The organism is Vibrio sp. ED004, from assembly GCF_023206395.1.
GTDB lineage: Bacteria > Pseudomonadota > Gammaproteobacteria > Enterobacterales > Vibrionaceae > Vibrio.
Genome location: NZ_CP066149.1, coordinates 3396799 through 3413838, shown reverse-complemented (window position 1 = coordinate 3413838; position 17040 = coordinate 3396799). Strand labels below are relative to the sequence as shown.

At 44.1% G+C, this 17040-nt stretch carries 16 protein-coding genes and 1 pseudogene; 2 read left to right on the top strand and 15 right to left on the bottom strand.

All coding sequences use genetic code 11. The features are described 5' to 3' along the window. Window positions 1-69: 69 nt before the first annotated feature. Entirely contained in the window at window positions 70-636 is a 567-nt protein-coding gene (locus ITG10_RS15380) for a DUF1415 domain-containing protein (RefSeq protein ID WP_017630509.1), read from the top strand. A gap of 16 nt (window positions 637-652) precedes the next feature. On the opposite strand, the gene ITG10_RS15375 is transcribed toward ITG10_RS15380, so the two are convergent. After that, a complete protein-coding gene (locus ITG10_RS15375; RefSeq protein WP_017630510.1) occupies window positions 653-1723 on the bottom strand; it encodes a diguanylate cyclase in 1071 nt (356 codons plus the stop codon). Window positions 1724-1936: 213 nt separating this feature from the next. Here ITG10_RS15375 and ITG10_RS15370 point away from each other — a divergent pair, with 213 nt between their 5' ends. Then, entirely contained in the window at window positions 1937-2512 is a 576-nt protein-coding gene (locus ITG10_RS15370; RefSeq protein ID WP_017059167.1) for a nucleoside triphosphate pyrophosphohydrolase family protein, read from the top strand. Window positions 2513-2701: 189 nt separating this feature from the next. On the opposite strand, the gene ITG10_RS15365 is transcribed toward ITG10_RS15370, so the two are convergent. The 14 genes and pseudogenes from ITG10_RS15365 to ITG10_RS15300 form a co-directional block, all read right to left on the bottom strand. Continuing rightward, window positions 2702-3190, bottom strand: a complete 489-nt coding sequence (locus tag ITG10_RS15365) for a GNAT family N-acetyltransferase (protein WP_017630511.1) — start codon at window positions 3188-3190, stop codon at window positions 2702-2704. Window positions 3191-3439: 249 nt separating this feature from the next. Next, the gene (locus ITG10_RS15360; protein WP_017630512.1) at window positions 3440-3991 is read right to left on the bottom strand and encodes an MAPEG family protein; all 552 of its coding nucleotides are present in this window, start codon (window positions 3989-3991) and stop codon (window positions 3440-3442) included. 180 nt (window positions 3992-4171) lie between these two features. Then, the gene (locus ITG10_RS15355; protein ID WP_206598103.1) at window positions 4172-5644 is read right to left on the bottom strand and encodes a lytic polysaccharide monooxygenase; all 1473 of its coding nucleotides are present in this window, start codon (window positions 5642-5644) and stop codon (window positions 4172-4174) included. A 488-nt stretch (window positions 5645-6132) separates the two neighbouring features. Continuing rightward, on the bottom strand, window positions 6133-6915 hold the full coding sequence (locus ITG10_RS15350) for a dipeptide/oligopeptide/nickel ABC transporter ATP-binding protein (RefSeq protein WP_017630514.1): 783 nt from the start codon (window positions 6913-6915) through the stop codon (window positions 6133-6135). Beyond that, window positions 6915-7721, bottom strand: a complete 807-nt coding sequence (locus ITG10_RS15345; RefSeq protein ID WP_017630515.1) for an ABC transporter ATP-binding protein — start codon at window positions 7719-7721, stop codon at window positions 6915-6917. Before ITG10_RS15345 ends, ITG10_RS15350 begins: the two co-directional genes overlap by 1 nt. 2 nt (window positions 7722-7723) lie before the next feature. Next, window positions 7724-8503, bottom strand: coding sequence for a nickel/cobalt ABC transporter permease (gene opp1C / locus ITG10_RS15340; protein ID WP_017630516.1), 780 nt, complete (start codon window positions 8501-8503; stop codon window positions 7724-7726). Between the two features lie 34 nt (window positions 8504-8537). Then, entirely contained in the window at window positions 8538-9482 is a 945-nt protein-coding gene (gene opp1B, locus ITG10_RS15335) for a nickel/cobalt ABC transporter permease (protein WP_017630517.1), read from the bottom strand. A 110-nt stretch (window positions 9483-9592) separates the two neighbouring features. Next, window positions 9593-10933 (bottom strand): annotated as a pseudogene (nikA, locus tag ITG10_RS15330) (nickel ABC transporter substrate-binding protein); the annotation flags it as partial. 15 nt (window positions 10934-10948) lie between these two features. Then, window positions 10949-11179: a hypothetical protein gene (locus tag ITG10_RS15325; protein WP_206598102.1), complete on the bottom strand. Its 231-nt coding sequence runs from the start codon at window positions 11177-11179 to the stop codon at window positions 10949-10951. 306 nt (window positions 11180-11485) lie between these two features. After that, complete coding sequence (locus ITG10_RS15320; RefSeq protein WP_277619146.1) at window positions 11486-11773, bottom strand: DUF2607 family protein; 288 nt, start codon at window positions 11771-11773, stop codon at window positions 11486-11488. A gap of 211 nt (window positions 11774-11984) precedes the next feature. Beyond that, the gene (btuD, locus tag ITG10_RS15315) at window positions 11985-12743 is read right to left on the bottom strand and encodes a vitamin B12 ABC transporter ATP-binding protein BtuD (protein WP_026084208.1); all 759 of its coding nucleotides are present in this window, start codon (window positions 12741-12743) and stop codon (window positions 11985-11987) included. After that, a complete protein-coding gene (btuC, locus tag ITG10_RS15310) occupies window positions 12730-13725 on the bottom strand; it encodes a vitamin B12 ABC transporter permease BtuC (RefSeq protein WP_248386478.1) in 996 nt (331 codons plus the stop codon). Before btuC ends, btuD begins: the two co-directional genes overlap by 14 nt. Before the next feature lie 133 nt (window positions 13726-13858). After that, a complete protein-coding gene (locus tag ITG10_RS15305) occupies window positions 13859-14887 on the bottom strand; it encodes a succinylglutamate desuccinylase (protein WP_017059157.1) in 1029 nt (342 codons plus the stop codon). A 277-nt stretch (window positions 14888-15164) separates the two neighbouring features. Next, window positions 15165-16961, bottom strand: a complete 1797-nt coding sequence (locus ITG10_RS15300) for a M3 family oligoendopeptidase (RefSeq protein ID WP_017630519.1) — start codon at window positions 16959-16961, stop codon at window positions 15165-15167. Between the last annotated feature and the right edge of the window lie 79 nt (window positions 16962-17040).

The following is a 17040-nucleotide window of genomic DNA, read 5'->3' as shown; positions in this document are numbered from 1 at the left end:
AACTCAATTATTGCTTTTGATTAACGTCCGTTCTGATATCCTACGCAAAATTTCATTTCGGAACCTGTTATGTCGAACACTCAAAGCACAGATCTTCAAACCATCCACGACCAAGTAAAACAGTGGTTAGACGATGTCGTTATTGGCCTAAACCTGTGTCCATTCGCAGCTAAGCCACAACGTAATAAGCAAATTAAGATCTTTGTGAGCGAAGCAGAAACCGAAGAAGTGTTACTAGAAGACATCATGACGCATTTTGTTGAGTTAGATAACACACCGGTTGCCGAGTTAGAGACAACTTTGGTGGTTGTTCCTAACATGCTGCAAGATTTTTTCGACTACAACATGTTCATTGATTGGATTGAAGCCCTGATCAAACAAGAAGATTGGGAAGGCACTTATCAAGTGGCCACCTTTCATCCAGACTACTGTTTTGGTGGCGCAGACCCAGAAGACGATGAGAACCTAACGAATCGCTCTCCTTATCCGGTTTACCATTTGATTCGTGAAGCAAGTATGGAAAAAGTATTAAAGCACTACCCTAATCCCGAAGCGATTCCTGATACCAACATCGCGAGAGTTGAGTCTTTAACGCCAGAAGAACGCCGTAAACTGTTCCCTTACTTGTTTAGCTAATAGTTCAGTTAATCGCTCATATTCCTGAGCGCTCTTGATGATATGGACGAGAAATGAACTGATCTCGTCCATTCTGTTTCGCAATGTACAGACATTCATCGGCAACTTTGATTAGTTTATCTAACGCCGACATCCTTTCCCCTTTGGTATCACCTGTACTCAACTCAAAATGACACGCACCGATTGATATAGTGACAGGCTTTCTATCAAGCGTGATTTTCTTCATCTCTTGCAAAAGAGTCATGAACTTATCTTCAACACAACTTGGGTTTTTATTTGGATACCAAAGAATGAACTCTTCACCACCAAAACGTGCCACAAACTCACCTTCTTGAGTGTTATTACTCAGCACGTTCGCCACTTTCTTTAATACAACATCACCCATTTGGTGGCCATAAGTGTCGTTGACCTGTTTAAAGAAGTCGATGTCGACAACCGCCAAGGTTCCCTTTCCTAAAGATCCTTTTAACTGTTCCACTTCTGCGTTCAACGTTTTAAACAAGCAACGTCGATTCGGCAGGTGTGTCAAAGGATCGTACATAGCTTGGTACTCTAACTTCTCATTCAGTTCTTTGAGTTTTCGCTCTTGCTGCCTTCTAACCAGTTCCACTTCTATCCATGACGCCATTAGCCTCATCACGTCGACATCGAACTCTTTGAACTCGCGATGGTAAGGTGCCGGGCTTGAAAAATTTAAGGTGCCATAAAGCTCATCATTAACAAAAATGGGTACCCCAATATAAGACTCCAAACCAAAAGACTGGTAAGCAGGATGCTTCGCATACTTATCGTGTTTGCCACAATGCTCTATGCAGATAGGTCCAATCGATTTACAAGTAATTTCACAATAGGTTGAACGATAATCGAAGGTGTCACCGCTATTGAGCTCTACCCCGTCAGGCGTAACACAATGTTCAACAACATAAGCATTACCATCGACTTTCGATAAGATACCAATATCAAGGTTGAAGCGTTCAAGCCCCATAATAAGTAGCTGAGCGATTTGAATATCGAAGCCCTTTCGATAATCATTGGTGATTTGATACAAGCGGCGTATAACAATTTCACTTTCACTAGCTTGATTCATAAATGGAGTCCCACTGCTGCCGAAGTTAATGACAACATTAATATTTGGTATATTAAAAAGAGTAAAGTGTAAAAAAACATAATAATCAATTAGTTTGTATGCAAAATACCTCATTGGTCCAACGAATAAAAGTCGACTTCTTCGACTTTGCGTTAGCACCCTATTCCTAGCTTTGGTAAAATAATCCATTAACGAAACAGAATGGATAGGAAAATGAACCTTTCTCAACTAAGCCAAGAAATCTACGATCACCTTTACCGCGACATTGAAGAGTTCCGCAGTACTTTTGATCTGCCTGTTGCTGCTCCTGAAACAATGGACGAAAAAGGCGATACGCTACATACCTCTCTAGCGATCGAAGAACTGACAGAACTTGCAGAAGCTGACTCTAAAATCGAACAAGCGGACGCTATTGTAGACAGCGTTTATGTTTTGATGGGACGCTTGGTTCACCTTGGTCAAGCTAAGGTAGAAGACAACCTAGCAATCAGCTACCTGATCGACCTACTGTTGAATGTTTCTAAAAACCGTTCAATTGACTTTCTGCCTTGCTGGGATGAAGTACACTCAAGCAACATGAGCAAAGTATGTCGCAACGAAACAGAATACGCTGAAACAGAAGCTTTCTATGCTGAGCAGAACATCAAGCTGATGGCGGTTCAAAAAGGCGAATACATCATCGCTAAGTGTGCGGAAGATTTCGTATCTGAAGGCAAGACTGTTCGCCAAGGTAAAGTACTAAAGTCAGTACACTACCGCCCTGCGAACCTTGAGCCACTAACGGCTTAACTAAGTTTACGACTGAACTAAGGTTATGACAGTAGCTGTTTAAAGCACCAGCGAACTAAAATAGCAAACGCCACGTTTAAATAACGTGGCGTTTTATTATCTGTCAGTTAATTTTAGCTGTGTCTGATGGCAACTGCGTGTAAATTGCAGCCGTGTGTTAATTTTACCTGTTTTAGTTGTAATCGAATGTTATACCAGTCGCGCCATGTGATAAGCCGCCACATATTCGCCATTTCTAAAAGCGAACCCTGCAGACTCTCCTTCAATCACGAAACCGAACTTCTTATACAGGCTAATCGCTCTTTCGTTATCGGTATATACCGTGAGCTCCATTCGCTTGATGTTAATCCAGTTATCACACAAGTCGATCGCGGTCGCGAGCAGTTGACTACCAACGCCTCTACCTAACACATCGTCTTTAACACCCATACCAAATGAAGCGACATGTCGTCTTCTTGGGTTCACACACACTTCCATTCCCAAGTTGCCAACAATCTCATCGTCGATTAACGCTACATACGAGTACACGTTGTCGGGCATATTAGAGATTCGTTTCTGCCAGCTTTCCAGAGATGGATTTGGGAGTTGCAGCGTACCGGTATAAGCATTAGTGCATTCGTAAACTTCTTTGATTCCCTTTGCATCCGACGGTTCAGACCGTCTTACTATAATACTCATCGCAACTCCTACTATTCTCTTCGCTAAATATGAAACACATCCTTAATGTGCACCTAGACACATTATCAAATAGTAAATATTTAACAATAGGTTAGGAAAGATTGTTTTGATTAAATCTGATATAGAGTTGAGATACTGGTGTTCTGAAAAGAATGAAGTTCAATCGATTCGAATTTTACCATTTTGTTCTACGAATAAAGAACTAAACCTTACGCAATTTAGGAATGATAATAAATCAAGCCACTGATTTTAAAGAGATATAACTTGAGTAACCACCAATACTAAGCACAGCACGACCGTTGAATAGAAGGTTAATGCAAAACCAAAAGCCCTTGCCGGTGCTCCATGACTGTAGCCTTTGAAAAAGAAGATACGCCCCATAAAAAACAACACTGAACACACGAGTCCCGCCGATAACCAAGCGTAGGGCATCAACAAACACCACGCCGTATACACACCGACTGCGATAACTAATTGCTCTAAGGTATTTTGAAGCATGCTTTGCAAAATGATGGCTCGCTTTGTGCCGGACGTTAACCCACTGCCATCGATATCTTCTGGGCTGAAGAACCGATACTTGGCTAAACGCCCAATAGAGACGATTAACATCAAGGTCGGCAGTATCAGAGAAAGCCCTAAAACTGTCACCCTATCTTCTAGCATACTGGCTTGGGCGTAATTGAAGGGGTCTAAAACGATCGCTGCCCAGATTGCAACAATGGCGGTTAACATAGCCAACGCCATTCCTTTAAAGACTCCAACTTGCTTACTGGTTAGTTCCATAAAACCCTCGCCACCCATTGAACAGATTTACAATTATTACTTATCGACCAGTTGATGTTTGTGACGCTCTTTTACTATATGGAAGGATAAAACCAACAGAAATCAAACCTATTTCGTTTATTAAGCCTTTCCAATAAGAAAAGACACCACACTCGGAAAAAAGTGTGGTGTCTTGGTTATTACTTTAAAGCTAATTAACTAGTTAACTGGACGCCACACGCCCCATTGGTCGTTTTCGTAGGTCGCTTTAGGGTTTGTACCACCTTGAACCCACCATTGTGCTTTCCATGACTGGTTCGAGTAAGTCACGACTTCACCACCAAGGTAAGTCGCTGATGAATCCCAAGTGCCTGGATCTGGCGTAGGGTCTGGGTCAGGAGTCGGATCAGGATCCGGCGTTGGATCTGGGTCTGGTGTTACGCCACCGTCATCAGCAATCACTTCGAACGTGAAGGTTTCAACACTTTCGCTTTCAATAGAGCTAGCAATGAATGACAAAGTTTCGTTCGCTGTAATCGCAGTGGTATCAACTACGATAGAAGCCGTGCCGTTATTTTGAATGCTAACTGCAGAACCTTGAGTCTGAGTTAGGTTTGCTGCTTCGCTCGTTGCAATCACAACCTTATCGCCAGCATTCACTACGTTGTCACTCTTCACTAATTCGTAGATATCGCCTTTTAGTGGTTCAACACCACCGTCGCCACCATCAATCAGCGTTAACTGACCAGAAGCACGGCTATCCTTTGAGTTGAAGAAGTTTCGTGACGGATCGTTTTGGAAGTACATGTAGTGCTGCATTTCAGCATGCCAGTCACCAATGAAGATAGCACCATCTTTAAACTCTTCATGCCAACCGTTGATTTCTGAAGCCAACAAACGAGCCCAATCGTTAACGTTTGAAGCGTCGATGACGATGTCGAAGCTGCGCGCTACTTCACCATACTTGTTGATGACGTCGTACTTAACTGTGTCGCCAACTTCTGGCGTTCCAAACTGGTCAGATACGAACAAGTCGCCACGTACTAGATCAGGTTGTGGTGTAGGATCTGGCGGAGGGGTTGTACCGCCCGCGATAGTGATGTCTGAACAGTTGTAGAAGCCTTCACCCGCGGCATCGTCACGTTGCCAACGCACATATAGGATTGCATCGCCAGAACGGTCTGAAGGAATAGTCACATTGATACGGTATTTGCCACCGCTTACAGGGACATTACCCACTTCTTGGATAAGATCTAAGTCACCCCACGCTAGGCCTTTACTTAGGTCTGCGTTCGGCTTCGTTAGGTAAAACTCCCAAAATGAAGGGTTGTGTGGCGCAGTCGCGTTGAATACATATTCAAATGTACCAGTGCTTAGCTCGGTACGAGTCCAACCAGTATGAGGCGCACCCATGCCGCGCTTTTGCGAATCGTTGGCATAACATAGCGTGCCGTCAGGAATCGCCGCTTTTACAGCATTGAAATTGTTGAAATCTTGGATATTTTTCGCGTACTCGTTACGTTGAACGAACGGGTAAGAGCCAGAAATATCTTTCGCCTGAGCACATGCTGCATTCGGTGGTGTACCCGACCAAATCCCGCCTTGCTCGTAACACGTGTTCTGACGTGCGCTTGGAAATTCAGACCAACCATGAGCATTTGCCACTGAAGGCACACTCGATAGCATAGCCATACCTACTGCTACTTTTAGAATATTATTATTTATTGTTGTCACTTTCCCACTCTCTATTATTTTACCCTGCGCACTACATCAATTGGTCACTTACCAATCAAAATTGCAGTTCGAGGGTTTATAGTTTTTGTTTGAAGAACAACGAAAAATATATACCTCAATTTTATCAATAACAGCGGGTTTTATATTCATAGGAATCAGCATCACACAACTCAAACAAATGCATTGTAGATAGGTGATGTTGCTTCGAATTATTGGATCTCAGTATTCCGTCTTGATAGAGGAAAAACCATCCGAGATGCATAAAAAAGCGACTTAATGATTAAGCCGCTTTAGGGATATGCACTACACGTCTTGTCGAAATGAACGTTAGTTAAACTGAAGGAAAGGAATCAATAACGGCGGTATCCACAGCACCCAATAAAGGTTGAGTTACGGTAGAAACAATAAATGGGAACGCTATTTTAAAGAATCTTTATGAATCAGTGTCATTGTTGGCCAAACTCAGTTTCAAACGGTATTTCTAGATAACTAGCCGCTTCTAACAAGCTCTTGGTGTAAGGGTCACTTACGTGTTTCAGATTTCGCATATCATCGACTTGCTCGACGATTTGGCCATCTTTGAAAAACATCAAACGGTCACAAAGAAAACTCGCGACAGCAATATCGTGTGTGATAAACAAATACGAAATCTGGCGCTCTTGTTTGAGTTTTTGCAAGAGATCGAGAACTTGTACCTGAACAGAGACATCTAAAGAGCTCACCGCTTCATCAAGCAAGATAAACTTAGGGTTCGGCGCTACCGCTCTTGCGATACACACACGCTGTAATTGTCCACCGCTGAGTTGATGTGGATATCGGTCAAGCATGTCTGCATCTAAGCCCACTTCTTCAAGTAGCAGAACCAAGTGGGATTCTCGTTCTGCCTTACCCACCTTTTCGTTAATCAAAGGCTCGTTGATGATCTCTCGAATCGTCAATCGCGGGTTCACCGAGGTGTTGTAATCTTGAAATACCACACTCATTACTTGGTGCATAGGTAGGTTCGAAATAGCGTTGCCAAGTACCACCTCGCCACTGTCGGCCGCTTCTAGACCAAGTATGACTTTCCCTAGTGTACTTTTGCCACTGCCCGATTCGCCGACCACCCCGACACACTCACCTTCATTAACCGTGATAGACACACCATTGAGTACATTTTGGTAGCTAGGAAAAAACCAACTATCGTCGTTTTTGAATGCCTTGGTGACGTTCTTTACTTCAATCAACATTAACAGCTCTCCATGACAGATTTAAATTGATTTACTAATGCCATACGAGTATCCACTAAGTAACGCGTGTGTTTGCTTTCTGGTTGAGTGAACACCTTGCGAGTAGCGCCGTACTCAACCACTTTGCCTTGATTCATAACCATAACGTTATCTGCAATATGAGAAACCAAACTCAGGTCGTGGCTAACGAAAATTAGACTGGTACCAAACTGCTCTCGTACAAACTGCAGTTCCTTAACCACTTCTCGTTGCGAGATATAATCAATCGCCGTTGTGGGCTCATCGGCAATAATCAGCTTGGGTTTCAGCACCAATGCCAATGCCACCATAATTCGTTGCAGCATACCCCCGCTAAGTTCATGCGGGTACTTCTTAATCAGCTCACGAACCGATTTGAGGTTAACCCGACTCAGCACATCGCAGAACAGATCAATAGCCTCTTTAGTACTCATTGACTGGTGTTGCTTTATGGTTTCGACAGCTTGATTGCCAATCGTGAACAGTGGATTGAAAGCCGTCATTGGGCTTTGCATGATCATCGAGATCTTCTCCCCCCTTAATTGACGACGCTGCTTTTGGGGCATATCAAATAGATTCTCGCCATCAAACAACGCATCACCCGAAATAGAGAAAGAGTCGTTCAACAACCCGTTAATCGCATTGCATGTCAGGCTTTTACCACTACCTGATTCACCCAAGATTCCCAAACATTGGTCTTCTTTGAGCGTAAAGCTCACATCAGAGACCAACTCTATGTGTGTCGGTTTATGTAGCTCGACGCTAAGATTTTTAACTTCTAACATCATCTTTACTCCGTTCTTGGGTCTAATACATCACGTAAAGAGTCACCAAGTAAGTTACAACACGCCACCACAACCATGATTGCGATCCCGGGGATGACCATCTGTTCAGGATTAGAGAAAAGAACTTCTTTGGCATCACTCAACATTGCGCCCCACTCTGCCGTTGGAGGCTGTACACCTAAACCAAGGAAAGACAGTGTTGAGATGCTCAATATAATCCAGCCTAGATCTAGAGTCGCAAGAATGATGACCTCAGCAGCGATGTTCGGTGCTAAGTGCTTACGAAAGATAAAACTTTGAGGTGTCTTAACCGTACGTGAGTACAGGATGTAGTTTTGGTGATTAAACGAAATCACTGAGCTTCGAACAATACGCACATACCATGCAATTTTCGCAATAAAGTTCGCAATAATGATGTTGAAAATACCCGGCCCCATGATGCCCACAATACTCAAAACAATAATTTCATACGGGAATGACAACATGACTTCGCAGCCACGCATGATCAATGAATCGACCTTGCCTCGCATGTAACCAGAAACCACACCAATGAAGCCGCCGACGACTGCCGTAACAACCATGGTTAATAGTGAGTAATACAGCGTGGTACGAATACCAAACAACAAACGAGAATAGATGCATCGACCCAAATGGTCAGTGCCGAGTGGGTACTCCATCGACATAGGCATCATAGAGTTAATCACATCCGCCAAGTTAGGATCGTGCGGCGCAAGGTAAGGCGCAAAAGCCCCATTAAACAGATAGCCGTTAAGATAAACAGGCAAACAACAACGGTCTTATTGGAAAGTAGACGTCTTATCATGAGTTCTTCGCTCCTGACTTGAGACGGGGATCGACCACCGTATGTAAAATATCAATCAGTAAATTAGACACAACAAACAAGCTACCCATCACCAAGATATAAGCTTGGATAATTGGGTAATCACGATTGAAAATCGCAGCCAAAGCGAGTCGTCCTAAGCCAGGTATCGCGAATATGCTTTCGATAACGACGGTACCCGCAATCAAACGAACGATGCCGATGCCTAGTGCTGTCATTGAGGTTTGTAGCGAGTTTTTAAGAAGGTGCTTCCAAACGACACTGTGCTCTGAAATACCACGAGCGCGTGCGTAATTCACATAGTTGTGATTCATTGAATCCAACATAGAGTTACGGATCAGGCGGATGTACGTAGCAACATAAGCCATACACAGAGTTACTGACGGTAAGATGAAATGGCTGAAAGTTGTCGCACCGCTGCTTGGTAACCAATATAGATTGATTGAAAACACCCAAATTAGAATAAAAGCCAACCAGAAGTTGGGCATTGCGGTACTAGCAAAAATAAATACTCGGACGATGCGATCAAACCAATGATCTTTATACACGGCGCTGAGCACACCCATAGGGATACTGACACACACCAACAAGATGAGTGATAACCCTGCAAGTTTCAGCGTGTATGGGAAGCTTCGTGCAAGCTCTTCAGAAACCAGTCGATTGGTATTGGTGTACGAGATACCAAAGTCGCCTTGCACAGACGATACTAGCCAATCGGTATAACGGACTAAAAACGGACGGTCTAACCCAAGCTCTAAGCGAATTTCTTCAATGGCTTCTGGACTTGGCGTGGTGTCATTGACACGCAGTGCCACTTCAGCAGGGTCTGCTGGAATAATATTAACTAAGGCAAACGCGATAAAAGAGACAAAAAACAGTGTCACACTCGCACTCAGTAATCGCTTTAGGGTGTATTTAGCCATTCGGTTACTTTCTTAATATAAACAGTAAGCAAAAAGACTGACACCCCGAAAAGAGCGTCAGTCAATAAGCTAATCAGTGGTAAAGGAAACAGACAAGGATTATCTATTCCTTACTTTACAGACATGCGTTGTAGCGGGATTTCAAATTGAGATGGGTTAAAACCAACACCTTCTACACGCTTGTTGAATACCGCACGGTTTTGCTCGTAGCTGATCGGAATGTAGATCGCTTGTTCGTGCAGTGTTTTCAGTACGTACGTGTAATGCTCTTGACGCTTGGTTTCATCAATAGCTTCCAACGCTTCTAAGATGTGGTTATCAATCTCAGCTTTTTGTGGAATGCCTTGTTGTGCAGCGTAATCGCCATATACCGGTTTACGCATACCACCAAGGAACGATTGAGGGTCGTAAGGCGTACCCCAAGAAATATTGAACGACAAATCAAACTCACCTTGTTTCAGGCGATCGCGGTGTGCTTGTTCTTCTTCACCTACGATGTTCATCTTCAGGCCAACCTTCGACCATTCACTTTGTAAGTACTGTGCGATAGTACGCTCTACGACTTTGTCACTATCGTAAGAAAGCGTGATTTCAAACGGTTTGCCGTCCAACTTACGAGTCTTGCCGTCTTTCTTCCAGCCGGCTTCATCTAACAGTATTTCAGCTTGAGCAACGTCATATTGGTATGGCGTCAGTTCGATATCAGCGTAAGGGACATTCTTCGCAAGCAAAGTGTCCGCTGGCTTTTCTAAGCCCAACATAATGCGTTCTGCGATGATTGATTTGTTGGTAAGGTGGCTCAGTGCCTGACGAACTCGAATATCACTTAGGTTTTCGCTAGTCGAGTTCAAAATCAACATACGTGTCGATACTGGTTCAGAAAGCTCTGTGCCAAAACGCGGATCTTTCTCAAACTGTTTGTATGACTGCGCGCTCACAAGTTGTAGGCCGTAAACCATATCGATTTCGCCACTGCGTAGTGAAAGCAGACGCGATTGATTGTCTGGAATTACCTTTGCCACGATCTTATCGGCTTGTGGTTGTTCACCCCAGTAGTTTTCGTTTCGCTCGAACGTGGCACGTTGGTCAACCACGTTTTCTGTCAACACATAGCTACCAGTGCCTACATAGCAGCTAACGCCATTCTTGGTGGTTCCATCTTTAAAACATTCTGGAGAAAGGAAACGGAATGGACGAGTTACACCAAGCTCAACAAGGAATGGGTAGTATGATTCAGCAAACTCAACCTCAATTGTGTGGCTATCTACCACTCTGACACTCTCTTTGCCTGTCTTCTCAATTTCCACCATCAGGCGGATAGACTCAAGCCATGTATGGCGATTAGCGTTATCCAACAGCGCATCGAAGTTCGCTTTCACAACATTGGCGTCAAACGGCTTGCCATCAGAAAACGTGACATCATCACGTAGTTTAAATGTATAGGTTTTACCATCCTCTGAAGTGCTCTAGCTTTTCGCCAACCAAGGTTCAAGTACACCATTTTCGCCAAGGTGTACTAGTCCTTCAAAGATAAGATTTTGTGCAAAGATCTCACCACCGTAAAGGTGTGGGTTTAGGTCACGGATATCACGATAGTTTGCAAAAGTAAGAGTACTCTCCTCAGCAAACGCATTTTGAACAGGTATAACAGCAGAAGCAGCAACAGCTAAAGTAACGATAAGTTTTTTAAACGGCATAAACAAACCTTAATAGTAATGATAATTATTATGATTTACTAACTGAATAGTACTATAACGATAAATATCATCAAAAGTTAGCGACATATTCATTTTTCTTATTGTTTGTTTCGACAATAAGAATGGTATTGAAAAAATGGTCAGTGAAGATCGTTCAATCGACTAAGCGTGCGTATGACAGTAAGAGGTGCGTTCCTCCCTTCTTTGCCAAAAGCACATTAGTATTCGTTTCCACACAATCATTTAGCCAATTGGTAGCCAATGGACGCGTGAACAAACAGATGAAAAGTTAACGATATTCAGAGGTTAAGAAAGTGGAGGTGAACGTGTACGAGCCAGTTCGAATACGGAAAGTGATACCGCAAAGCGCATTAACTTTTGATAAGTCGGCGCTTGAGTCTTAGTTGTGATGGGGAAACTGCTGCTATAAACGGCACTTTGCACCGCGTCATAAATACCGCAATGATGCTGCGCATGTACCTCTTCTCCCATTTCCAATTCGTGCACGATCGACGATATGTTCAAGCTTAAAGGAAGCATGAATAACGACAAAATCAACAATGTGCGTTTCGCAGTGCGAGAGAAAAGGTTCAGAGTTTAGGCCCTATCGAGGTAATGCTAAGGAGACTACCACCGATAAACATGCCATTTATGTATCTAGATCAAAGTAATATCACTAATCGAAATCATTCTCATCACTATATAAAATGAGAGCAATGACAAACCAAAATCAGCGTAAATGCTTCTAATCATTTATAAATTAGTGATACTAGCTAGAAGAGTATTCGAGCGAATACAGTAGAAGTTACTCGAAGACTAGATAGGTTTGTCCATCTACAGAGATGCTTTTCACTTGTGTGTTAAACACAGACTCAAGTTGCTCTGGAGTCAACACTTGAGCCGCAGCACCAGAAGCTTGTAAAACGCCCTTGTCGAGCAGCAGCACTTGGTCAGCATGTCTTAGGGTTCGGTTAAGATCGTGATTTGCCATGATCACAGCAATGCCCTTCTCTGCCACTCGTTCAATGAGCTTGTAGAGTAAGGCTTCTTGAGCAATATCCAATGGCGCCGCTGGTTCATCGAGAATCAACAACTTCGCGTATGGGTTAAGTGTCGGCCAGATTTGCAAACACATGCCCGCCAAGCGAACACGTTGCCACTCACCACCTGACAAAGCTTGAATAGAACGATGAAGCTTATCCGCAATGTCGAGCATCTGGCTGATTTCTTCCAAAGCAGCATTAATTTCAGTATCAAGACCTTGTGAAGAACTTGGCAGAGACAACGCAAGGTATTGGAACACTTCTAAGTTGAAAGCCGGTCTCGCGCTTTGACACAAATAAGCGCGATGCAGTGACAAGTCTTGCAGCGATAACTCTGATAAGTCTTGTTCATCAAGCCTAATATCGCCCTTGTAACCATCACCAATACCCGAAATAGCCTCAAGTAAGGTACTTTTACCACTGCCATTGGGGCCGATAACGTGAGTCACCTGCCCTTGCTTGAGCTCAAATGAGAGTGGTAATAAACGAGCGCCGACGCTCAGGCTCTTAATTTGAATCATGATTTTTAATTAACATCCAAATGAAGATAGGCGCACCAATACTGGTGGTCATCACACCCAAAGGCAGTTCTGCTGAATCTAGCAAGGTCCGCGCACAGATATCAGCAAACACCAGCAGTGCTGCACCAGCCACGGCGGACAAAGGAAGAAGGTATCGGTTGTCGGTACCAATCGCTAAACGCAATAAGTGTGGTACAACCAAGCCAACAAAGCTGATCACGCCACCTAAGGCAACTGCGCAGCCGACTAAAATAGACACAGCGAAAATTAGACGCCAACGTAATCTAGGAACGTTCACACCCAGTTGCGCGGCATGCGTTTCGCCAATCATTAGTTTGTCTAGCTTGCTACCTTGTAGACACAGCCAAAGAATCACGGGGATCATCACTAACGTAAGCGAGTGTTGATACCAAGTTACGCCACCTAAACTTCCCATCAGCCAATACATCAACAAGCGTAGACTTAAGTCATCACTAAAATAGAACGCCCATGTCACCATCGCGCCAGAAAGAATACCTAACGCGACACCCACCAGCAGTAATTTAGCCGTGGTGAGTCGCATCGTTTTTACCATGCTCACCAGTATCACGGTGAAACAGAGCGACCCTAAAACGGCGGCAATCATGAACAGTTCTGGTGTAGGAGCAAACGGCAAGAAGAACAGCACGATAACCATCGCCAAGCTTGCGCCACCAGAAATGCCGAGCACACCGGGCTCCGCTAATACGTTACCCAATAACACTTGTAAGCTTGCACCAGATACAGCTAACCCAGCCCCGATAGCAATAGCCGCCAATAATCGAGGTAAGCGTAAATCAATCAGTAGTTTTTGTTCTAACGTGGACAATGTGCCCAGAGGGGAAATGAAAAGATCGCCAACCATTAGGTAAATCGCACTCAGCGCGACAAGCAGTGCTGCCATCAGATAAATGGCTCGGGTCCATTTGCGCTGTTTTTGGTGAAGAAGTTGTTGGAAATCCATATCAAGCTACTTTGAAATTGTTCGCGTAACCTTACCTGTATCCCTAAATAAACTCAAGGCTCACACCGTAATGTGAACCTTGATATTTCAACCAGTTGAGCGGTTGTTTTGCTCGCTTTAACCCGGCTCGGTATTAATCGTACACAAGCTGACCGTGGTCGAATCGTGTTTCAACTTCGCACACCATTAAGGCCGCTCGTTGACCGATAGCAACGTTACGATTTGGGAATACCACCGCTTCGTTTTCATTCTTCGCCATTAACGGTTTATCGCCATCATGACCGAATACTTCACCGTGCTTGAACGCGGTAAAGTTCTCTACTGAATCTGAGAACATGAAATCGAAATCATCATGCAAACGAACAATGGTTCGGCTCACACGATAAGTAATGGTTCGCTTAGGTAAATGCTCTGGTTCAACTTCAGCAATCAAGTTACGCATCGCCAAGTCAAAAGCCGTTAGCTTATCAAGTTGGTTCTCACCAATTCTCGCAACCTGCCCTAGCTCCATTGTCAGTGCTTGTGCTTCGAAGTTTTCAGCGCTGTACCAACTGAATGTGCTGGTTGGCGCATTTGACAACAACACTGCTTCAACGTGTGCACTGTTAATGAAATCAAAAAGCTCTTTACTGCGTACTTCGTGGCGAACCTTAGGGCTCACTGCGAACGAGTAATGCTTAGATAAACGGATTGCACAGTGCAGATCTAGATGCCAACGAGTGGCAGGTTCCGTTTCTTTGTAAAACTCAGTCACCAAGAACTTCAAGTTCTTCGCGATATCCACTTCTCGATTGCTCTCGTACTGCTTTTCATCAAACAGACGATTCATGTTCACATCAAGAAAACGAGTATGCGCGTTAGTGGCTTCTGGGTGAGCGATGATAAACAAGCATCTTGCGTTTACTACTTGGAAGCCTGTTTCAATATCCTCAATGAGCTTATCGATCAGCTCCATTGGTGAAGTTTCGTCGCCATGAACACCGGTTGAAAAAATGATGTTCTTGGTTTCAGAATTAAAATCCGCGGGAATCACTTCCAAGACACCGCGTTGATGAAGCTTAATTTGAACACCGTTACTCAGTACGGTCTGTCCTGCAAACACTTCTTGCTCAAGATCTAGGCTGTCAAAAAGAAATGATTGGCGAAAGAGGGTCTTCGTCATGCGCTACTCCTTAATTGCACGGCCGTATGTTAATAAATTGTACATAGAAATTGTGTTGCTAGGATCGCACTTATCAACAGAAACTCCGTTATCACTCACAAATACTACCCATATATTTTTATATTACCTACTGACTTTACTAACCGACATCTGTTCCAAATAACTTTCTCTATTTAAAGAGACTTTTGGTTGTTTCGGCTTTCTCAGGTTATGTCAGCAAGATAAGAGCCACGTAAGCTAACACAGCTCTTACCTGCCATGAACAGATTGAGATCAATTAATCTTCCTGATCGAGCAATCTTTCAAATTCATCGATTTGAACTTTGACCATGTCGATGCTTTGTTGCCAGAAATCAGCCTTAGTCAGATCCATTCCTAAGTGCTTTTGAACCACTTCTTCCGCCATCATGCTGCCCGTATCACGAAGCAATGAAACATAATCACCGTAGAACTGCTCGCCTTTCGCGTCACGCTGAGCGTAAACACCTTTGCTGAACAGGTAGCCGAACAGGTATGGGTAGTTGTAGAAGCTCACCTGCGAAATACTGAAGTGCAATTTGCTCGCCCAGAAGTAAGGATCAGCTTCTGTCATTGCATCGCCGTACCACTCCTTCCAAGTGCTTTCCATCAGGTCACACAATTGTTGAGCCGTCAGTTCACCTTTTTCACGCTGCTCGTAGAACGCCTTTTCAAATTCGAAACGCACAGGGATGTTGACCATCAGAGCCAACGAAGAAGACAACTCTTCCCACAGCATTTCAAGTTTCTCGTTACGTGTTTGGGCTTGCGTTAACAAGTGATCACGAACGATGTTTTCAGCAAAAATAGAAGCCGTTTCTGCAAGCGTCATTGGGTAGCGTGTCTTACACAACGGCATGTCTTTCATTACCCAGTTATGGAATGCGTGGCCCAACTCGTGTGCCAGTGTCATTAAGTCAGAGCGGCTGCCGCTCCAAGTCATGAACACAAGCGGCGTGCGTGTCGCGGCAAACTTAGTGCAGTAAGCACCTAAACGTTTGTTGGCTGCTGGTGCGGCATCAATCCAACCATTCTCAACCATCAAAGCAACGAAGTCAGCCATCTCTGGATTCACTTCAGCGAAGGCAGTTTTGATTACTTCAATCGCTTCATCAAATGGATAAACCTTAGATTCACTGTCACCTAGTGGCGGCATTGCAGCTAAGTGATTCCATGGCTTCATTTCATCTAAGCCGTGAACTCTTGCCATCAATAGACCCGCTTTCTGACCTACTGCGCGATTAGCTTTCGCCACAGACATCATGGTGTCTAGCGTTTCAGGCACAATTCGGCTTCCGTGCAGGCTTGGATCTAAGAAATGCACATCTGCGATTTTCGAACGCTTTTTGTTTTCAGTCAGGCGCCAACCTGCCAGCGCATTTAGGATCGAAGCAAATGACTCTTGGTGTGTCTTCATTGCACCTTGAACCGCGCGCCATGCAGGCTCTTGTTTGTCGAATTCGCTACCGTACAACAAGCTCGCCGCTTGCGAGAAACCAAGCGTTTCTTCTTCACCATCAAGTTTTAGCGACAGTTTCAAAGAGCCAGTTAGGTTGTCGTATAAACGACCCCACGCGTCACGGCCATCCACTTTCATGGCTGCTAAAAGCTGCTCTTCGGCAACACTGAGTCGGCTGCTTGATAACTTACGTGAGCTTTCAATCGCGAAGCGTTGGCCTGCAACATCTGCACTCTCGTGTTCTAAAACCGCATCAATAAACTCTGGTTCAGCATGAATTAGCGTGTCTTCATAAGGGCTAAACGCTTGAGACATTTCAGAGTTCAGCTTTGCAACACGGCCAAGCAGCGCTTTCGCTTCTGTGTGGGTCGCGTCTACCGAAGCGTGACAGTTAGCAAAGGTGTTAATTGTGCTCAGTAGCGTGCCTGCCGCTTCTGAGGTCTGGATTGCGTTTTGCATTGCCAGAATGATGTGACGCTTTTCAACATGCAGGTACAAGAGTTCAATACACTGTTGAATGAGTTCGATGTCTTGTTCGATTTTTGCATCATCAAGATCGCAATAAGCAATGCTTAGATCCCAACTCGGTGTTGTCATGACTAAATTCCTTTCACGTTGGTAGTAGTGCCAATCTGGCACAGCGGTTATCGACACCGCTTTATACTTCTAATAATTT